Below are 15,894 nucleotides of genomic sequence, written 5' to 3' on the forward strand. Positions count from 1 at the left end.
TCGGCCGCCGTAAATCCGCGGGCTACCGCCGAATCTCGAACGACTCGACGCCCGCCGGCTCCCCGTACTCCACGGATACGTCCGTCACGTCGGCCCGACGACTCCCTGTGTGACACCACTCCACCATCTCTTCCACGGCGTCCTCGTCGCCCTCGAAGACGGCTTCGACGCGGCCGTCCGCGAGGTTCTTCACCCAGCCGTCCACGCCGCGCTCGCGGGCGGCGTCCCGCGTGCTCGCCCGGTAGTAGACGCCCTGCACGGTTCCGGAGACGAAGACGTGCGCGCGGATTCGCTCGCTCATACGTCGCTCTGGTGGCGGGTCGGACTTAGTTCCCGCCGCCGTTGCGCAGGTGATGGAACAGATACGTCTGGGTGTAGCCGGCGTACGGTCCGAACTGTTCGCGGAGCGCGCGCGAGGTGTCGGCGTAGTTCCCGCGGGCGCAGTCGGGGTAGTAGTCCTCGATGGCGGTGCGAATCCAGGTGTCGAGCGGGACGGCGTCGAGGTAGTCGAGCGAGAAGAGCAGGACGCAGTCCGCGACCTTCTCGCCGACGCCGACGAACCCCGTCATCGCGTCGCGGGCGTCCTCGTAGTCCAGTCCACGGATGTCGTCTCTGGTGAGTTCGTCGGACGCGACGAGTTCGGCGGTGCGCTGGACGTAGGGCGCGCGGTAGCCGAGGCCGAGGTCGCGGAGTTCGTCCTCGGTCGTCTCGGCGAGCGCGTCGGGCGTCGGGAACGCGTGGTAGGTGCGGCCGTCGAACTCGATGCGCTCGCCGTACGCCTCCCGGAGGGACTCCTGCATGGCGAAGATGCGTTCGACCCGCATCTGCGCCGAGCAGATGAACGATATCAGGCAGCCGAAGAATGGGTCGGAGACGATGCGCATCCCCCAGTAGCGGTCGTACGCGGCGTCCACGAGGTCGTCGGTGTTCGCGGCGGCGCGTATCGCGTCGAGGTCGTCGTCCAGTCGGAGGAGGTCGTGGAGGCGGGCGTCGGCGTCGGTGGTGGCCTCCCAGACGAGTTCGTCGTCGGTCTGCCGCACCCGAATCACGTCGCCGTCGGCGACGGTGGCGTACCAGGCGTCGCCGCCGTGCGCGCCGTCCGTCTCGTAGGTCGCGCCGTCCTCGCGCGTCCAGAGGTAGGACTGGCCGGATTCGAGGGTGGACTGGAGGTCGAACGCTGACGCGAGGGAGTCGAGGGGTATCGACCCGGTTTCCATACCTCCTCTCGGTCGCGTCCCGGCCAAGTGTCCGTCGGTCTCGCGTGCTAACGCGGGGCAAAGAACTATAGCGGCGTGGGAGAGACGCCCCGCTATGGACTGCCGCGTCGTCCTGGAGGCCGCCGTCCCCGTCTACGACGTCGAGACGCCCGACGAAGCCGTTCGCATCGCGGTTTCGAAGACGGGCGAACTCCTCAACCCCGACCTGAACTACGTCGAAATCGGCCCCGCGACCCGCGAGTGCCCGAACTGCGGCGACTCCGAGGACGCCGCGTTCGTCGCCGCGGACGAGGGACTGGTCGCGCTCGAACTCGAACTCACCGTCTACAACGTCGACCGCGACGAACACGCCGCCCGCATCGCGCGCTCGGAGCTCGGCCAACACCTCACGGACATCCCGCTCGCCGTCAGTCGCGTGACGGACGCGTAGCTACGTCGTGTGCGTGTACCGCGAGAACTCTCGATGGGTTAGTCAGCCTGCGCAGCGACCTTCTCGGTCTCGGGCTCCACGGACGTCGTGATGCCGGACGCCAGTGCGAACACTGCTGCTTTGTGTTCGGTTTTCGATTTGTGGATGGATGTCGGTCGCACCCCCAGATCCTGGTATTCGTCGAGCGTGACGCCGTCGTCTTCCACGCCCTCGTAGAAGTTGCTTACTTCGGCGAGCAGTCCGTGCAGGTGGATGAGCTCCTGCTTCTTCATGACAGCACATTCTAACGGCTACGGGGACTTAGTAGTATCTTGAGGAAGGTTAACACACTTCTCTGTGGGTGGCTCAGCGCGTCTCGTGCCGAACCGCTTTTACGTCCTCTCGCCCCATTTCCCGGTATGGATTACGAGGAGCAACTCGACCGAGCGATGAGCGAGAAGCCCGACGTCGCCGGGAGCGAGAGCCGGTTCGACGTCCCCGAACCCACCGTCCGCAAGGAGGGGAACGTCACTGTCTACGAGAACTTCCAGGCGACCATCGACCGCCTCGGCCGCGACGAGGAACACGTCCTCAAGTTCATCCAGGACGAACTCGCGACGAGCGCCCAGATAGACGAGAGCGGCCGCGCGCGCTTCACCGGCGAGTTCGGCGGCGACCGCGTCGAAGCCGTGCTCGACGACTACGTCGATACGTACGTCCTGTGTCCCGAGTGCGGCCTCCCGGACACGAACCTGGAAACGGAGAACGGAACGGAACGCCTCCACTGCGAGGCGTGCGGTGCGCGCTCTGCGGTCTAACTCTGGAGTTCTTTGAGGTTTTCGAGGTCGCGGTCCGTCCGCATGAACTCGGCCGTGCGGCGGGTCGCGTGACAGTCCGGACAACTGTAGTTCTCGTCGTGTGCGGGGAGTTCGCTCGGCGTCATCTCCCAGTCCTTACTGCATTCCGGACAGAGCAACTGCACGTACGCTTCGTGTGCCATACGTCTGCGTGTGCACGGTGCTCGGAAAAAGATTACCGCCGCACTACTCGTAGTAGTCCTCGCCGACGAGGTCGAAGAGGTCGTCGTATTCCTCGGGGAGCTGGCTCGTCACGTCGAGCAGTTCGGTGGACTGCGCGGATTCACCAACTACGTCCGTCACGACCTGCGCGTAGTAGTGCGCGTCCGCGGGGTCTGCGTTCGCGCGCTCCGCGACGCGTTGCGTGAACTCCTGGTAGTCGAATAGCTGTCCCGAGTCCGCGTTGTGGAGGAAGTAGTCGATTTCGAGCGGGAGTTCGGCGGCGAGGTCGCTCGCCTCGTTCGGCTGGAGGCGCTCGCCGAGCGTCGTCAACACCGCCCGGGTCGCCCGGATGGCGCGCCCGCGGGACGGGAGTTCCGCTCGATGCTGGACTTCGCCCACGAACTCGTCGTGCTTCATGACAGCCGTTCGTTTCCGCCCTCGACCGAAAGAAGTGGTGGCCGGACTACTGCGTGAACAGGTGGCCGTCGGTGGGAACGTCGAACACGCCGATGCGCGCGCCGGCGTCCATCCAGCCGTGGCCGTACGAGAAGGACGCGAGCGCGTTCACGAGGTCGTCCTGTTCGCGGAAGTGCCGGCCGTCTTCGAGGTAGGACTGCGCCATCTCCTCGAACTCCAGCGCGGCCTCCCCGAGCGGCGTGTCCGCGGGCGGCGCGACCTCCGCCGCGTCGAGCGCCTCCGCGAGCAGTCGCTCGTACCGGTTCGTCTTCTCTTCGAGGTCTGCGGGCATACGGGATACGCCGCGAGTGCGGCGGGTAAGCGCTTCGACTGTCGGCGGGACTCCGCGCCAGCGCAACCTACATACTTCCACGGGCCCGAATTCACGGTATGAGCGAGCAGCCCCACGTGGAGATATACACGAAGACGGACTGTCCCTATTGCGAGAAGGCGATGGATCTCTTCGACGCGAAGGGCGTCGAGTACGTGACGTACAACGTCACCGGCGACCCCGAGAAGTTCGAGGAGATGAAGGAACGCGCGAACGGCCGGGAGACGGCTCCCGAGGTGTTCATCGACGACGAACTCATCGGCGGTTGGGACGACACGCACGAACTCGACCAGACCGGCGAACTCGACGAGAAACTCGGCATCGCGGACGACGCACCCGACGGCGTGGAAGAACACCGGAAGCTCGTCATCACGGGCACGGGCATCGCGGCGCTGACCGCGGCCATCTACGCGGCGCGTTCGAACAACGACCCGCTCCTGTTCGAGGGCGACGAACCGGGCGGCCAGCTCACCCTCACCACGGAGGTCGAGAACTATCCGGGGTTCCCGGAGGGCATCTCGGGGCCCGACCTCATCAACAACATGAAGGAGCAGGCCCAGCGCTTCGGCGCGGAACTGAAACACGGCGTCGTGGAGAACGTGGAGCGGGCCGAGCGGCTGTTCCGCGTCGAACTCGCGAACGGCGACGTGTACACGGCCGATTCGGTCATCGCGGCGTCGGGCGCGAGCGCGCGGACGCTCGGCATCCCGGGCGAGGACGAACTGATGGGGTACGGCGTCTCGACGTGCGCGACGTGCGACGGCGCGTTCTTCCGCGGCGAGGACATGGTCGTCGTCGGCGGCGGCGACGCGGCGGCCGAGGAGGCGTCGTTCCTGACGAAGTTCGCGGACACGGTCTACCTCGTGCACCGCCGCGACGAACTCCGCGCGGAGGACTACTGGCAGGAACGCATCGAGGAGCACGTGGAAAACGGCGACATGGAAGTCCTCTGGAACACGGAAGCCACCGAAGTCCACGGGTCGCCCGAGGACGGCGTGGAGTCCGTGAGCCTCGTGCGGAACCCCGCCGGGCATCCGTCGGAGAAACCGGACGACCCCGAGACGGAGTCGTTCGACCTCGACGTGGGCGCGTTCTTCGTCGCCATCGGCCACACGCCGAACACGGACTACCTCGAAGGAACCGACGTGGAACTGGACGACGAGGGCTACATCGTCACGCAGGGCGGCGCGGGCGGCGGGCAGACCGCGACCGGCGTCCCCGGCCTGTTCGGCGCGGGCGACGTGGTGGACTACCACTACCAGCAGGCCGTCACCGCGGCCGGGATGGGGTGTAAGGCCGCGCTCGACTGCGACGCGTGGCTCGAAACCGAGGCCGACCTCGCCGAGTCCGAACCGGCGAGCGGCGAAGCGCCCGCGGACGACTAACGTCACCGAACTGCTTATTTTCCCTCGGTTCGTGGCGCTTCATTAATGACGCCCGCCGACCCACGCGACCTTATTCGGCGGAGCGACTCGTTCACGCTCGCGGAGTTCCACGAGATGGTGGACGACGCGGAGACGATTCTCGAACTCCAGCAGACGGCGCGCATCGACCGCGTGCGAACGATCCGCCTCCTGAAGGCGTGCGGGCGGTACGACGAGTTCGACCGCGGGCCGGTCGAACGCTTCCGCGAACCGCAGGACTCGTAGTACTGGACGTACTCGATGGGGTATGGATTCCGTTTCCTTCACCATCGAGGGTCCTGACGGTAGCGACGACGTCGAACTCCCCGCCGGTCTCATCGACCTCCTGAGCGAGGAAGAAGACGAGTCGTCGGCGCAGGTCGTCGGCGACATCGCCGTGATGGCGTTCACGTCCCGCGCGCACGCCATCGCCCACCACTCCGACGGCGAACCGAGCGACGAGATTCAGTCGCTCGAATCCGAGATGCTCGACGCGTTCGAAGACCGCTTCGGCATGACGTACGGCGAAGCGACCGGCCACCAGCACTAATCTAGAACTGCTGGGCGTACGACGACGGCACCGTCGGCACGAGCGGCGTGCGCGACGTGACCTCGAACAGTCCTTTCTTCACGGCACCCATCGCGTACTGGCGAGCACTCCGGTGGATTGGCGTGCGGCGGCCGCGGACGCCCGTCGAACCGTCCCGGATGGCGGCCACCACGTCGCTCGCCGTCACCGCGGACTTCTCGGGGGCGTCCACGTCGAGTTCGGTGTACGCGCGCCCGACGTTCATCACGTGGTGGGCGTCGCTCGACCCCATTCCGGGGTAGTTCCGGTTGCGCGCGTACCGGCGCGCGCGGCGGTTCCGGAACCCCGTGAACAGCATCGAATTGTAGACTTCGACGGCGTCCACGGCCGTGTCGTCGAGGTAGCGCTTCCGGACGCCGTGTCGGCTCCGCTGGAACGGATGGGGGACGACGGCCGCGCCGCCCAGTTCGCGGACGGCGGCGACGGTGTCCGCGAACGACTCGCCCTTCGGCGGGCGCTCGGTGACGCCGATGGCGAGCAGGTGGCCGTGCCGGGTGGACACTTCGACGCCCGGAATCCCGACGAGACCGTAATCGGGCGCGAGACGTGCGGCGCGCAGGGACGCCTCGATGGCGTCGTGGTCGGTGACGACAATCGCATCGAGACCGATGTCGCTCGCGTGTTCGAGCAGGAGTTCCACGGGCTCGTGCCCGTCGTACGACCCCTCTGAGTGCACGTGCGGGTCGACGCGGAGCGTCACGCGGTCGTCCATTTGCTCCTCGTACGTTCCGCTCCGTGAAAGGCGTACAGGCTAGTCCCCGCCGTTCCGACCGAGCACGTCGTACGTGAGGAGGACGCCGTCGTCCAGCCGTTCCACGTCCGTGAGGTCGAGGCGGGGGAAGTCGTCGGTGAATCCCTCGCCGTCCACGAGCGTGGGGGCGTCCCGGCCGCCGACGACCATCGACCCGACGAAGATGGAGAGGGCGTCCACGAGGTTGTCCGCGAACAGCGAGAAGAGGAGTTCGCCGCCGCCCTCGACCATCACGCGCTCCACGCCCTGAGATTCGAGTTTCGCGAGCGCGTCGGGGAGGGCGACGCGGTTGTTCCCGGCCACGACGCAGTGCGCGCCCGCGCGCTCCAACTCTCGAACCCGCGAGTCGGGGGCGTTCTCGGAGACGAGGACGTACGTGTCGGCGTCCGGGCCGAGGACGCTCGCGTCCGTCGGCGTGCGCGCCTGGGAGTCCGCGACGACGCGCGCCGGGTGCGGGGACTCCTCGCGTTCCGCTCGGGCGGCCGCGAGGTCGGCGTCCTTCAGAGTGAGTGAGGGGTCGTCCGCGAGGACGGTGCCGACGCCGACCATCACCGCGTCGAAGTCGGCGCGGAGTTCGTCCACGCGTTCGAAGTCCTCCGCGCCGCTTATCGCGAACTGCGTGCGTTCCCGCGTGGAGAGCTTTCCGTCGACGCTCGTCGCGGCGTTCACGCGGACGTGCATGCTCCGGGGTTGCGGGGGGCGGGAGAAACGGATTTCGGTCCGCGAACGCTTTTTATTCGCGCCGTCCGAACCGTCGAGTGATGAACATCGACGACCATGCTGAGGATCTCGCCTCCGACCTCGGCGTTGACAAACAGGAGGTCAAGGAAGGACTCGAAAACTTAGTCGAGTACAGCGTCCCCATCGACGAGGCGAAGCAGAGCCTCCGACGCAAGTACGGCGGCGGAGGCGGCGGCGAGAGCACCGGGCCGTCCGCCGCGGACATCGCCGATATCGACACGGAGAGCGGGAGCGTCACCGTGACCGCCGTCGTACTCACGGTCGGCACGCGCTCGATTCGCTACCAGGGCGACGACCACACGATTCTGGAGGGCGAACTCGCCGACGAATCCGGGACGATCTCGTACACCGCGTGGGAGGAGTTCGACCTCGAACCCGGAAAGACGGTCACCATCGGGAACGCGAGCGTCCGCGAGTACGAGGGCCGTCCCGAACTCAACTTCGGGGAGTCCTCGACCGTCGAACCGGCGGACGAACCGCTTGACGTGCCGTACGAGGTCGGCGGCGACCGCGACCTCGCGGAGCTGCGCGCGGGCGACCGCGGGCGGAACGTCGAAGTCCAGGTGGTGGAAGTCGAGACCCGAACCATCGACGGCCGGGACGGCGAGACCGAAATCCTCTCCGGCGTGCTCGGCGACGAGTCCGCGCGCCTCCCCTTCACGGACTGGAATCCACACGAGGAACTCAGCGAGGGCGCGTCCGTCCGCATCGAGGACGTGTACGTCCGCGAGTTCCGCGGCGTCCCCTCCGTGAACGTCTCCGAGTTCTCCACCGTCACCGAACTTCCCGACCCCATCGAACTCGGCGGCCCGACCCGGATGGCGCTTCGGGACGCCGTCGGCCGCGGCGGCGCGTACGACGTGGAACTCCAGGGGAACGTGCTCGAAGTCCGGGACGGAAGCGGTCTCATCCAGCGCTGTCCCGAGTGCGGGCGCGTCACCCAGAAGGGCCAGTGCCGCCAGCACGGTGAGGTGGACGGCGAGGACGACCTCCGCGTGAAAGCCATTCTCGACGACGGCACCGCCACCGTCACGGCGATTCTCGGCCGCGACCTCACCGAACAGGTGTACGGCGGCGGCCTCGAAGACGCACGCCAGCAGGCCCGGGACGCGATGGATCAGGAGGTCGTCGCGGACAGCATCCGGGAGGAGGTCGTCGGCGGCGAGTACGTCGTGCGCGGCCACCTCTCCGTGGACGAGTACGGCGCGAACCTCGAAGCGACCGCGTTCCGGCCCGCGGACGACGACCCGGCCGCGCGTGCCGAGGCCTTCCTCGCGGAGGTGGACGCATGAGTTCGAACTCGACCCCCGACGACCGACCGAGCCGGGAGGTCGCGTGGCGGGTGTTCGCGGCGGAGTTCGACGACGCGGACTTCAGTTACGCCGAGTCGGACGAGGAGCGCGCGCCGAACTACGTCGTCACGCCGACGGGAGCGCGCGTGAACCGGCTGTTCGTCGTCGGCGTGCTCACCGAAGTGGAGCAGGTGAGCGACGACGTGCTCCGCGCGCGCATCGTCGACCCGACGGGCGCGTTCGTGGTGTACGCCGGGCAGTACCAGCCGGACGCGCTCGCGTCGCTCGAACGCCTCGACGCGCCCGCGTTCGTCGCCATCACCGGAAAAGCGCGGACGTTCGAACCCGAGGACGCCGACACCGTCTACACGTCCGTCCGCCCCGAGTCCATCAGCGAGGTGGACGCGGACACCCGCGACCGCTGGGTCGTCCGCACCGCCGAACAGACCGCCGAACGCGTCGGCGTGTTCGCGGACGCGCTCGGCCGCGAGGAACGCGGCACCGACCTCCGGAACGCCCTGAGCGAGGCGGGCGTCCGCCCCGACCTCGCCGCGGGCGTTCCGCTCGCCATCGACCACTACGGCACCACCGAGACCTACCTCGACGACCTCTGCACGGTTGCCCGACAGGCCGCCGAAGTCGTCGCCGGCGACCGCGACGAAGTCGCCGCCACCACGCCCGCCCCCGACGCGGGCGGCGCGGTCGACACTGACCTCTCCGCCGACCTCGACGACGAGACCGAGACCACGGCCGAAACGGAACCGGCGGAACCAGCGACGGAGAGCGAATCCGCGCCCGAATCCGAACCAGTCTCCGAACCGACGACTACCGAATCCGAACCCGAGTCGGACGCCGCGTCCGAACCGGTCGCGGAGCAGGACTCCGAGTCGGAGACGGTGTCGGCGGTCGAAGCGGAACCCGACGCCGCGGACGCCGGGGACGTCGGGACGACCGAGGAGCTCGCGGAGTCCACCGCGCCGGAACCCGAGGCCGTCGAACCCGAACCCGAGGAGTCCGAGAGCCTCGGCGACTTCGAGACGGGGACGGACGAGATGTACGAGTTCGACGAGGAGGAACGCGAGGAGATAGAGGAGGAGTTCGACATGGACTTCTCCACGGGCGACGACATCCCCGAGGCCGGCGAGGCCGGCATCGAACCCGAGGCCGCCGACCCGGACGAGTCCGAGGATTCCTTCGAATCCGAGGCGGCAGACGAGGAAGAGTCGGACGCGTTCGAGGGCGACCTGGAGGACTTCGTCGTGGACACGATGGACGACCTCGACGACGGCGACGGCGTCGACCGCGACGAGGTGATTCGGACGGTCGTGGAAGCGACCGACGAAGACCCCGGTGACGTGGAGGACGCCATCCAGAGCGCGCTGATGAGCGGGCGGTGCTACGAGTCCGGGGAGGACACGCTCAAGGCCATCTGATGGCGCGCGTCGAACCCGTGCCGGACGCGCCCGCGGCGGTCGCGGACGTCGGCGGGGAGTCGGCGCTCGTGGTCGCGGACTACCACGCGGGCATCGAGCGGTCGCTCCGCCGCGAGGGCCTGGAAGTGGATTCGCAGGCGGACGCGCGCCGGGAGCGACTGCTGTCGCTGGTCGTTCGGGAGGGCGTGGAGCGCGTGGTGTTCCTCGGCGACCTCGGCCACCAGATCGGGACGCCGGAGGGCGCGGAGCGCGAGGAACTCGAAGCGCTCGTCCGGGAGTGTCCGGTGCCGGTGACGCTCGTGCGCGGGAACCACGACGGCAACCTCGACGACGTACTCGGCGTCGAGGTGACGCCCGGCGAGGGTGCGCGGTTCGGCGACGTGGGATTCGTGCACGGGCACACGTGGCCGTCGCGGGAGGTGCTCGACGCGGACGTGGTCTGCATGGGCCACGAACACCCGGCCGTGCGGCTGGAGGACGAGGTCGGGGGGTCGCGGGTGGAGCGCGCGTGGCTCCGCGGCCCGCTCGACCCGGGGCCGTTCCGCGAGCACCTCGGGGAGCGCGTCGAGGTGGACGCGGAGCTCGTGGTGTGCCCGGCGTTCAACGACCTCTGCGGGGGGACGTGGGTGAACGTCGAGGGACAGGGGTTCCTCGCGCCGTTCCTCCCGGAGGCGCTGCCGTCGGCGGACGCCTACCTCCTCGATGGCACGCGGCTGGGTGACTACCGCTACCTGTAGGGCGTGCGGCCGACGCGTTCGCGTCCGCGGGCCGTGCGTCGCCAGTACCCGAACGGGTGTCGTCGGGGGACGAGAGTCGAGTCGGCGGCCCGCGGGCAATCGCTAGAACACGCCCGGAGTGGCCGCGGCTTCCTACTTAGACTCTCTCCGGCGGGAGGAGCGCCTCGAACGGCTGGTCGTCGAGCCAGGTGGCGAGCTGGCAGAGTTCGTCGAGCGCGGCGTCGAACAGTTCTTCGCCCTTCTCGGGGGTGGCGTCGGTCTGGTCGCCGAACACGCCGTTCTCGCTGTTCTCGACGGCGTCGTAGAACGTGCGCGCGCCGTTCCGGACGGTGTCGAGGTCGGCGAGCGATTCGACGCCGCCCTCGTGGGCGTCCTGGAGGCGGTCGTCGTGCACGAGTTCCTCGTGGAGGTACTGGATGAGCGCGGTCTCCTTCGGGCCGCCGTGCGGGCCGTTGTGTTCGAACGCGTCGTCCACGAGGTCGGGGATGGAGTTGTCCCACATCCACTCGACGGCGTAGGCGTCCTCGGTGTCGCGGACGCGGCGGCCGACCTCGCGGAGGTGTTGGACGTTCCCGCCGTGCGCGTTCACGAACACGACTTTCCGGACGCCGTGGTAGGCGAGGTTTCGCGTGAAGGACGCGACGTACTGGCGGAACGCGGGCGCGTCCACCCACATCGTTCCCGGGAACTGGCGGTGGTGGGGGCTGACGCCGATGTTGACGGTGGGCGTGCAGAGGAAGCCGGTTCGGTCGGCGGCCCGTCGCGCGAACGCCTCCGCGATGAGGTGGTCGGTGCCTTCGGGGAGGTGGGGGCCGTGTTGTTCGGTGGAGCCGAGCGGGACGAGCGCGACGGTGCCGTCGAGTTCGCCCGCGAGGTCGGGCCAGGCTTCGTCTGCGAGGTACATACTCGGGGGTCGTCCGCCCGCCCCAAGTAGCCCGCGGATGCGGCACGGTAGCACGTTCACGGTGTGCTTATCCGGCCGCCGGCCCTGGTACGCGTATGAGCGACGCGGGCGTCGTCGATGCGTTCAGCCGGCTCTCGCGGCCGGTGCGGGACGCGCTCTCCGAGCGCGGGTTCAGCACGCCGACGGAGCCACAGCAGCGCGCGATTCCGCCGCTGGTCGCGGGCCACGACGGCCTCGTCATCGCGCCGACGGGGACGGGGAAGACGGAGACGGCGATGCTTCCCGTGCTGTCGGCCATCGCGGAGGCCGACCACCGGTTCGGCATCAGCGCGCTGTACGTCACGCCCCTGCGGGCGTTGAACCGCGACATGCGCGAGCGCCTCGACTGGTGGGGCGAGGAACTGGACATCGAGGTGGACGTTCGCCACGGGGATACGACGCAGTACCGGCGCACCCAGCAGGCGGACGACCCGCCGGACGTGCTGGTGACGACGCCGGAGACCTTGCAGGCGATGTTGACGGGCGAGAAGTTGCGGCGCGCGCTCTCGGACGTGCACCACGTCGTCGTGGACGAGGTGCACGAACTCGCGGGCGCGAAGCGCGGCGCGCAGCTCACCATCGGCCTCGAACGCCTGCGCGAACTCGCGGGCGACTTCCAGCGCATCGGCCTGTCCGCGACGGTGGGCGACCCGCGGGAGGTCGCGAACTTCCTCACGGGCGGCCGGGAGTGCGACATCGTGGAGGTGGACGTGACCTCGCAGGTGGAGTTCACGGTGCGCGAACCGCGGGTGCGGGAGTCGGACGAGCGGCTGTCGAACGAACTCTTGACGAGTCCCGAGGTCGCGAGCCACGTCCGCGCGATACGAGAAATCGTGGACGACCACGACTCGACGCTGGTGTTCGTGAACACGCGACAGACGGCGGAGGCGCTGGGGTCGCGGTTCAAGGAACTCGACGCGAACATCGGCGTCCACCACGGAAGCCTCTCGAAGGAGGCCCGCATCGAGGTCGAAGACCAGTTCAAGGCCGGGGAGTTGGACGGACTGCTGTGTACGAGTTCGATGGAACTCGGCATCGACGTGGGCCGCATCGACCACGTCGTCCAGTATTCGAGTCCGCGGGAGGTCGCGCGCCTCCTCCAGCGCGTCGGGCGCGCCGGCCACCGCCGCGACGAAGTCTCCCACGGCACCATCGTCACCGGCCATCCCGACGACACCCTGGAGGCGCTCGCCATCGCCCGCCGGGCCGCCGAGGGTGACGTGGAGGAGACGCCGATTCACCACGGGAGCCTCGACACCGTCGCGAACCAAATCGTGGGCCTGCTGATGGACTTCGGCGAACTCAAGGCGTATCGCGCGTACCAGATCGTGACCCGAGCGTACCCGTTCCGCCACCTCGACGAGGAGACGTTCAAGGCGGTCGTGGAGGAACTCAGCCGGAACCGCGTGCTGTGGCTGGACGAGGAGTCGGACACCATCGAGAAGTCCGGGGGGACGTGGCAGTACTACTACGCGAACCTCTCGATGATACCCGACGAGGAGACGTACGAGGTGTACGACGTGGCCTCGGGGCGACAGGTCGGGACGCTCGACGAGCGGTTCGTCGTGAACTTCGCGGAACCGGGCGCGTCGTTCATCCAGCGCGGCGAGATGTGGCGCATCGCGGAGGTGGACGAGGAGGAGGGCCGGGTCGAGGTCAGCCCCATCGAAGACCCCTCGGGCGAAGTGCCGTCGTGGACGGGGTCGGAGATTCCGGTGCCGTACGACGTGGCGCAGGAGGTCGGGGAGATTCGGGACGTCGTCGGCCCGCAGTTCGAATCGGGCGCTGGCGTCGAGTCGGTGGCGCGCGACCTCACCGCCCCGTACCCGACGGACGCCTACACGGCCGAGCGGGCGCTCGACCCCGTGGAACGAACGGTCGAGGCGGACGCGCCCGTCCCGACCGACGACCGCGTCGTCGTGGAGTCACAGGGCCGCGACATCGTGGTGAACGCCGCGTTCGGCCACCGCGCGAACGAGACGCTCGGACGACTGCTCTCCGCCCTGCTCGGCCAGCGAACCGGCTCCTCGGTCGGACTCGACGTGGGGCCGTACCGAATCTCCCTGGAGGTTCCGCAGGGAATCCGCGCGAGCGACGTGCTCGACGTGCTGGAGGACACCGACCCCGACCACATCCGTCCGCTGCTCGAACTCTCGCTGAAGAAGTCGGACGCGCTCAAATTCACGCTGAGTCACGTCGCGGCGAAGTTCGGCGCGCTCAAGCGCTGGAAGGGCCGGGACGGCGTCGGCCTGAACCGCGTGATGGCCGCTCTGGAGGACACGCCCGTGTACGACGAGGCGATGCGGGAGGTCTTCCACACCGACCTCGACGTGGAGCGCGCGCGGGACGTGCTCGCCCGGATTCAGTCCGGCGACCTCGACCTCGTCGTGCACGGCCGCCGCACCGCCATCGGCGTCGGCGGCCGGTCGTCCGGCCAGGAGCTCCTCACGCCCGAGAACGCGGACGCGAGCGTCATCAACACGGTCAAAGACCGCATCGAGGACGACCGCGTGCGGCTGTTCTGCGTGCACTGCCAGGACTGGGAGCACGAGACGAAGGTCTCCCGGGTGCAAGACCAGCCGGAGTGTCCGCGCTGCGGGTCGACGATGATAGCCGCGCTGAGCCCGTGGGCGGACGACGCCGTGACGGCGGTGCGGGCCGAGGAGAAGGACGACGAGCAGGAAAAACGAACCGAGCGCGTGTACCGGAACGCGAGCCTCGTGCAGGGCCACGGGACGAAGGCGGTGAAGGCGCTCGTCGCGCGGGGCGTGGGGCCGCAAACGGCCGCGCGCATCATCAACAACCACCGGGAGAACGAGGCCGACTTCTACCGGGACATCCTCGAACGGGAACGCGAGTACGCCCGGACGAAGGCGTTCTGGGACTAGATGTCGCGGTAGCTCGCCTGCACGCCCTCCTCGTCCATCGCCGCGAACGTCTCGTCCAGTTCCTCCCGGAGCCGCTCGACCTCCCGCGTGAGCTCCTGGTACTCCTCGCTCTCTTCGAGTTCGCCGTGGGAGCGTTCGGTTTCGAGCGTGGACTGCTTCGCCACGAGCGCGAAAAAGCGCTGGGAGCGCGAGTCGAACGTCGCCCGCGACAGCAAGTCCTCCACGACCTCCCGGAGGTCTTCGCCCGTCACGGGCTTCGTGAGGTAGGTGTCAAACCCCATCTCGATGATGTCCACGTCGGGTTCGACGCCCGTCACCATCGCCACCCGGCAGTCGTAGCCCTCCTCGCGGATGCGGTCGAGCGCCTCGTCGCCGCGCATGTTCGGCATCTCGCGGTCGAGCAACACCACGTCCACGGACGAATCCATCATCGACAGCGCCTCACGGCCGTCGACCGCGGTGAGCACGGTGTACTCGTCGGGGAGCCAGAGCGAGTACGCCTCGGTGACGCGCTCCTCGTCGTCCACCGCGAGCACCACCGGGTTGCCGTCGTCGTCCGTCATTCTATCGCCGGCGAACGGAATTCGAAGCGAGCGCCGTCCGCTTCGCTCTCGGTTATCTCCACGTTCCAGCCGTGCGCGTCAGCGATGGATTTCACGATGTTCAGCCCGAACCCGGTGCCGTTCTCGGAGTCCGTGTACCCGTACTCGAAGACGTCCTCGCGTTTCTCCGCCGGAATCCCGGGGCCGTCGTCCGAGACGAAAAAGCCGTTCCCCTCGTCGAGCTGGCCGACGCGGACGTGCGCGTCCTCGCCGGCGTACCGGACGGCGTTCCCGAACAGGTTCTCGAACACGGTGCGCATGCGTTCGGGGTCGGCCTCCACGTGGTTCGGGTCGTCGATTTCGAGCGACGCGGTCTCGGTTCCCGCGGTCTGCCAGGCGTCCCGCGCTATCGGTTCGAGCGCGATGTGTTCGGTTTCGCCGACCGCCCGCCCCTCCTTCGTGAGCGTGAGCACGTCGTCGATGAGCCGGCCCATCCGGTCGTGTATCTCCTCGACCTCCCGGATGTACTCCTCGCCGCCCTCCGCGTGCGCTTTCGCGAGCGACAACCGCGCCTGCGCGGCGTTCAGGGGGTCGCGGAGGTCGTGGCTGACGATGCTCGCGAACTTCTCCAGCTGCTCGTTCTTCCGTTCGAGCTGGCGTTCGCGCTCGATGCGCTCGGAGATGTCGCGGATGATGCCGGAGAACACCCGGCGGTTCTCGTAGGGGTGTTCCTCGAACGTCACCGAGAGGTGAACCTCGTGGCCCTCTTTGTGCTGGCCGGGAATCTCGATGTCGTTCCAGTTCATCGTCCGCTCTCCGGACTCCACGTAGTCGCTGAGCGCGTTGTAGTGGGCTTGCTGGAGGCGGTCGGGCATCACCTTCGTCAGGTCGCTCCCGATGAGTTCGCCTGGCTCGTAGCCGAACACTCGCTCGACGCTCTCGTTCGCGTACAGAATCGTCGAGGACTCGTCGATGGTGATGATGGCGTCCGACCCGTTCTCGACGAGCGTCTCGAAGAAGTCCTCCCCGTGAATCATGTGGTCGTAGTCGGTGTCCGCTCCCGCGTTCACCGCGGACTCACCGTCCTCGACTGAGTGGTCTGATGTGTCCATGAGCGGGCGTCTGTTGCGTACAGACACTCGA

The 15,894-nt window shown here is 68.2% G+C and carries 20 protein-coding genes; 9 read left to right on the top strand and 11 right to left on the bottom strand.

All coding sequences use genetic code 11. The features are described from left to right. Positions 1 to 22: 22 nt before the first annotated feature. Positions 23 to 301 (bottom strand): acylphosphatase, encoded by a 279-nt coding sequence (locus LI334_RS04995; protein WP_227262073.1) that lies wholly within the window; start codon positions 299 to 301, stop codon positions 23 to 25. Between the two features lie 25 nt (positions 302 to 326). Next, the gene (locus tag LI334_RS05000) at positions 327 to 1,217 is read right to left on the bottom strand and encodes a DNA-3-methyladenine glycosylase family protein (protein ID WP_227262074.1); all 891 of its coding nucleotides are present in this window, start codon (positions 1,215 to 1,217) and stop codon (positions 327 to 329) included. Between the two features lie 94 nt (positions 1,218 to 1,311). On the opposite strand from LI334_RS05000, the gene LI334_RS05005 reads away from it, so the two are divergent. Then, complete coding sequence (locus LI334_RS05005; RefSeq protein ID WP_227262075.1) at positions 1,312 to 1,647, top strand: DUF555 domain-containing protein; 336 nt, start codon at positions 1,312 to 1,314, stop codon at positions 1,645 to 1,647. A 38-nt stretch (positions 1,648 to 1,685) separates the two neighbouring features. Here LI334_RS05005 and LI334_RS05010 read toward each other — a convergent pair whose 3' ends face one another. Beyond that, positions 1,686 to 1,919 (bottom strand): UPF0058 family protein, encoded by a 234-nt coding sequence (locus LI334_RS05010; protein WP_227262076.1) that lies wholly within the window; start codon positions 1,917 to 1,919, stop codon positions 1,686 to 1,688. Between the two features lie 126 nt (positions 1,920 to 2,045). On the opposite strand from LI334_RS05010, the gene LI334_RS05015 reads away from it, so the two are divergent. Beyond that, complete coding sequence (locus tag LI334_RS05015; RefSeq protein ID WP_227262077.1) at positions 2,046 to 2,444, top strand: translation initiation factor IF-2 subunit beta; 399 nt, start codon at positions 2,046 to 2,048, stop codon at positions 2,442 to 2,444. Here LI334_RS05015 and LI334_RS05020 read toward each other — a convergent pair. The 3 genes from LI334_RS05020 to LI334_RS05030 are packed head-to-tail and all read right to left on the bottom strand — an operon-like array spanning position 2,441 to position 3,393. Continuing rightward, positions 2,441 to 2,626, bottom strand: coding sequence for a DUF7836 family putative zinc-binding protein (locus LI334_RS05020; protein ID WP_227262078.1), 186 nt, complete (start codon positions 2,624 to 2,626; stop codon positions 2,441 to 2,443). The genes LI334_RS05015 and LI334_RS05020 overlap by 4 nt on opposite strands. A gap of 43 nt (positions 2,627 to 2,669) precedes the next feature. Continuing rightward, entirely contained in the window at positions 2,670 to 3,062 is a 393-nt protein-coding gene (locus LI334_RS05025; protein WP_227262079.1) for a DUF2267 domain-containing protein, read from the bottom strand. Positions 3,063 to 3,108: 46 nt separating this feature from the next. Beyond that, entirely contained in the window at positions 3,109 to 3,393 is a 285-nt protein-coding gene (locus LI334_RS05030; protein ID WP_227262080.1) for a DUF357 domain-containing protein, read from the bottom strand. Between the two features lie 98 nt (positions 3,394 to 3,491). Between LI334_RS05030 and LI334_RS05035 the strand changes: the two genes are divergently transcribed. From LI334_RS05035 to LI334_RS05045, 3 genes are read left to right on the top strand one after another with little or no spacing between them, the layout of a single operon-like run. Further along, complete coding sequence (locus LI334_RS05035) at positions 3,492 to 4,817, top strand: FAD-dependent oxidoreductase (protein WP_227262081.1); 1,326 nt, start codon at positions 3,492 to 3,494, stop codon at positions 4,815 to 4,817. A gap of 45 nt (positions 4,818 to 4,862) precedes the next feature. Beyond that, positions 4,863 to 5,081: a hypothetical protein gene (locus tag LI334_RS05040; RefSeq protein ID WP_227262082.1), complete on the top strand. Its 219-nt coding sequence runs from the start codon at positions 4,863 to 4,865 to the stop codon at positions 5,079 to 5,081. Positions 5,082 to 5,103: 22 nt separating this feature from the next. Further along, positions 5,104 to 5,385: a DUF7545 family protein gene (locus tag LI334_RS05045; protein WP_227262083.1), complete on the top strand. Its 282-nt coding sequence runs from the start codon at positions 5,104 to 5,106 to the stop codon at positions 5,383 to 5,385. 1 nt (position 5,386) lies between these two features. On the opposite strand, the gene LI334_RS05050 is transcribed toward LI334_RS05045, so the two are convergent. Both LI334_RS05050 and LI334_RS05055 read right to left on the bottom strand, forming a co-directional pair. Continuing rightward, entirely contained in the window at positions 5,387 to 6,136 is a 750-nt protein-coding gene (locus LI334_RS05050; protein WP_227262084.1) for a CehA/McbA family metallohydrolase, read from the bottom strand. Positions 6,137 to 6,175: 39 nt separating this feature from the next. Then, positions 6,176 to 6,856, bottom strand: coding sequence for a 2,5-diamino-6-(ribosylamino)-4(3H)-pyrimidinone 5'-phosphate reductase (locus LI334_RS05055; protein WP_227262085.1), 681 nt, complete (start codon positions 6,854 to 6,856; stop codon positions 6,176 to 6,178). Positions 6,857 to 6,936: 80 nt separating this feature from the next. Between LI334_RS05055 and LI334_RS05060 the strand changes: the two genes are divergently transcribed. Genes LI334_RS05060 through LI334_RS05070 form a run of 3 tightly spaced genes read left to right on the top strand, consistent with a single transcriptional unit; the run spans position 6,937 to position 10,378 of the window. After that, positions 6,937 to 8,208 (top strand): Single-stranded DNA binding protein, encoded by a 1,272-nt coding sequence (locus tag LI334_RS05060; RefSeq protein ID WP_227262086.1) that lies wholly within the window; start codon positions 6,937 to 6,939, stop codon positions 8,206 to 8,208. Continuing rightward, the gene (locus tag LI334_RS05065; protein ID WP_227262087.1) at positions 8,205 to 9,641 is read left to right on the top strand and encodes an RPA family protein; all 1,437 of its coding nucleotides are present in this window, start codon (positions 8,205 to 8,207) and stop codon (positions 9,639 to 9,641) included. Before LI334_RS05060 ends, LI334_RS05065 begins: the two co-directional genes overlap by 4 nt. Next, the gene (locus tag LI334_RS05070) at positions 9,641 to 10,378 is read left to right on the top strand and encodes a metallophosphoesterase (RefSeq protein WP_227262088.1); all 738 of its coding nucleotides are present in this window, start codon (positions 9,641 to 9,643) and stop codon (positions 10,376 to 10,378) included. Before LI334_RS05065 ends, LI334_RS05070 begins: the two co-directional genes overlap by 1 nt. A 136-nt stretch (positions 10,379 to 10,514) precedes the next feature. Here LI334_RS05070 and LI334_RS05075 read toward each other — a convergent pair whose 3' ends face one another. Beyond that, positions 10,515 to 11,282, bottom strand: a complete 768-nt coding sequence (locus LI334_RS05075) for a creatininase family protein (RefSeq protein WP_227262089.1) — start codon at positions 11,280 to 11,282, stop codon at positions 10,515 to 10,517. Positions 11,283 to 11,377: 95 nt separating this feature from the next. Between LI334_RS05075 and LI334_RS05080 the strand changes: the two genes are divergently transcribed. Further along, positions 11,378 to 14,209 carry a DEAD/DEAH box helicase gene (locus LI334_RS05080; RefSeq protein ID WP_227262090.1) on the top strand — a complete coding sequence of 944 codons (2,832 nt, stop codon included), beginning with the start codon at positions 11,378 to 11,380 and terminating at the stop codon, positions 14,207 to 14,209. Here the strand turns inward: LI334_RS05080 and LI334_RS05085 are convergent. Then, positions 14,206 to 14,772, bottom strand: a complete 567-nt coding sequence (locus LI334_RS05085; protein ID WP_227262091.1) for a response regulator — start codon at positions 14,770 to 14,772, stop codon at positions 14,206 to 14,208. The genes LI334_RS05080 and LI334_RS05085 overlap by 4 nt on opposite strands. Next, positions 14,769 to 15,863, bottom strand: coding sequence for a sensor histidine kinase (locus LI334_RS05090; RefSeq protein WP_227262092.1), 1,095 nt, complete (start codon positions 15,861 to 15,863; stop codon positions 14,769 to 14,771). Before LI334_RS05090 ends, LI334_RS05085 begins: the two co-directional genes overlap by 4 nt. Positions 15,864 to 15,894 lie beyond the last annotated feature (31 nt).

Source organism: Salarchaeum japonicum, from assembly GCF_020614395.1.
GTDB lineage: Archaea > Halobacteriota > Halobacteria > Halobacteriales > Halobacteriaceae > Salarchaeum > Salarchaeum japonicum.

What these genes read in the sequence shown, in the direction of transcription:
- LI334_RS04995 (WP_227262073.1), bottom strand. Translation starts at nt 301, where the DNA reads ATGAGCGAGCGAATCCGCGCGCACGTCTTCGTCTCCGGAACCGTGCAG.
- LI334_RS05000 (WP_227262074.1), bottom strand. Translation starts at nt 1,217, where the DNA reads ATGGAAACCGGGTCGATACCCCTCGACTCCCTCGCGTCAGCGTTCGAC.
- LI334_RS05005 (WP_227262075.1), top strand. Translation starts at nt 1,312, where the DNA reads ATGGACTGCCGCGTCGTCCTGGAGGCCGCCGTCCCCGTCTACGACGTC.
- LI334_RS05010 (WP_227262076.1), bottom strand. Translation starts at nt 1,919, where the DNA reads ATGAAGAAGCAGGAGCTCATCCACCTGCACGGACTGCTCGCCGAAGTA.
- LI334_RS05015 (WP_227262077.1), top strand. Translation starts at nt 2,046, where the DNA reads ATGGATTACGAGGAGCAACTCGACCGAGCGATGAGCGAGAAGCCCGAC.
- LI334_RS05020 (WP_227262078.1), bottom strand. Translation starts at nt 2,626, where the DNA reads ATGGCACACGAAGCGTACGTGCAGTTGCTCTGTCCGGAATGCAGTAAG.
- LI334_RS05025 (WP_227262079.1), bottom strand. Translation starts at nt 3,062, where the DNA reads ATGAAGCACGACGAGTTCGTGGGCGAAGTCCAGCATCGAGCGGAACTC.
- LI334_RS05030 (WP_227262080.1), bottom strand. Translation starts at nt 3,393, where the DNA reads ATGCCCGCAGACCTCGAAGAGAAGACGAACCGGTACGAGCGACTGCTC.
- LI334_RS05035 (WP_227262081.1), top strand. Translation starts at nt 3,492, where the DNA reads ATGAGCGAGCAGCCCCACGTGGAGATATACACGAAGACGGACTGTCCC.
- LI334_RS05040 (WP_227262082.1), top strand. Translation starts at nt 4,863, where the DNA reads ATGACGCCCGCCGACCCACGCGACCTTATTCGGCGGAGCGACTCGTTC.
- LI334_RS05045 (WP_227262083.1), top strand. Translation starts at nt 5,104, where the DNA reads ATGGATTCCGTTTCCTTCACCATCGAGGGTCCTGACGGTAGCGACGAC.
- LI334_RS05050 (WP_227262084.1), bottom strand. Translation starts at nt 6,136, where the DNA reads ATGGACGACCGCGTGACGCTCCGCGTCGACCCGCACGTGCACTCAGAG.
- LI334_RS05055 (WP_227262085.1), bottom strand. Translation starts at nt 6,856, where the DNA reads ATGCACGTCCGCGTGAACGCCGCGACGAGCGTCGACGGAAAGCTCTCC.
- LI334_RS05060 (WP_227262086.1), top strand. Translation starts at nt 6,937, where the DNA reads ATGAACATCGACGACCATGCTGAGGATCTCGCCTCCGACCTCGGCGTT.
- LI334_RS05065 (WP_227262087.1), top strand. Translation starts at nt 8,205, where the DNA reads ATGAGTTCGAACTCGACCCCCGACGACCGACCGAGCCGGGAGGTCGCG.
- LI334_RS05070 (WP_227262088.1), top strand. Translation starts at nt 9,641, where the DNA reads ATGGCGCGCGTCGAACCCGTGCCGGACGCGCCCGCGGCGGTCGCGGAC.
- LI334_RS05075 (WP_227262089.1), bottom strand. Translation starts at nt 11,282, where the DNA reads ATGTACCTCGCAGACGAAGCCTGGCCCGACCTCGCGGGCGAACTCGAC.
- LI334_RS05080 (WP_227262090.1), top strand. Translation starts at nt 11,378, where the DNA reads ATGAGCGACGCGGGCGTCGTCGATGCGTTCAGCCGGCTCTCGCGGCCG.
- LI334_RS05085 (WP_227262091.1), bottom strand. Translation starts at nt 14,772, where the DNA reads ATGACGGACGACGACGGCAACCCGGTGGTGCTCGCGGTGGACGACGAG.
- LI334_RS05090 (WP_227262092.1), bottom strand. Translation starts at nt 15,863, where the DNA reads ATGGACACATCAGACCACTCAGTCGAGGACGGTGAGTCCGCGGTGAAC.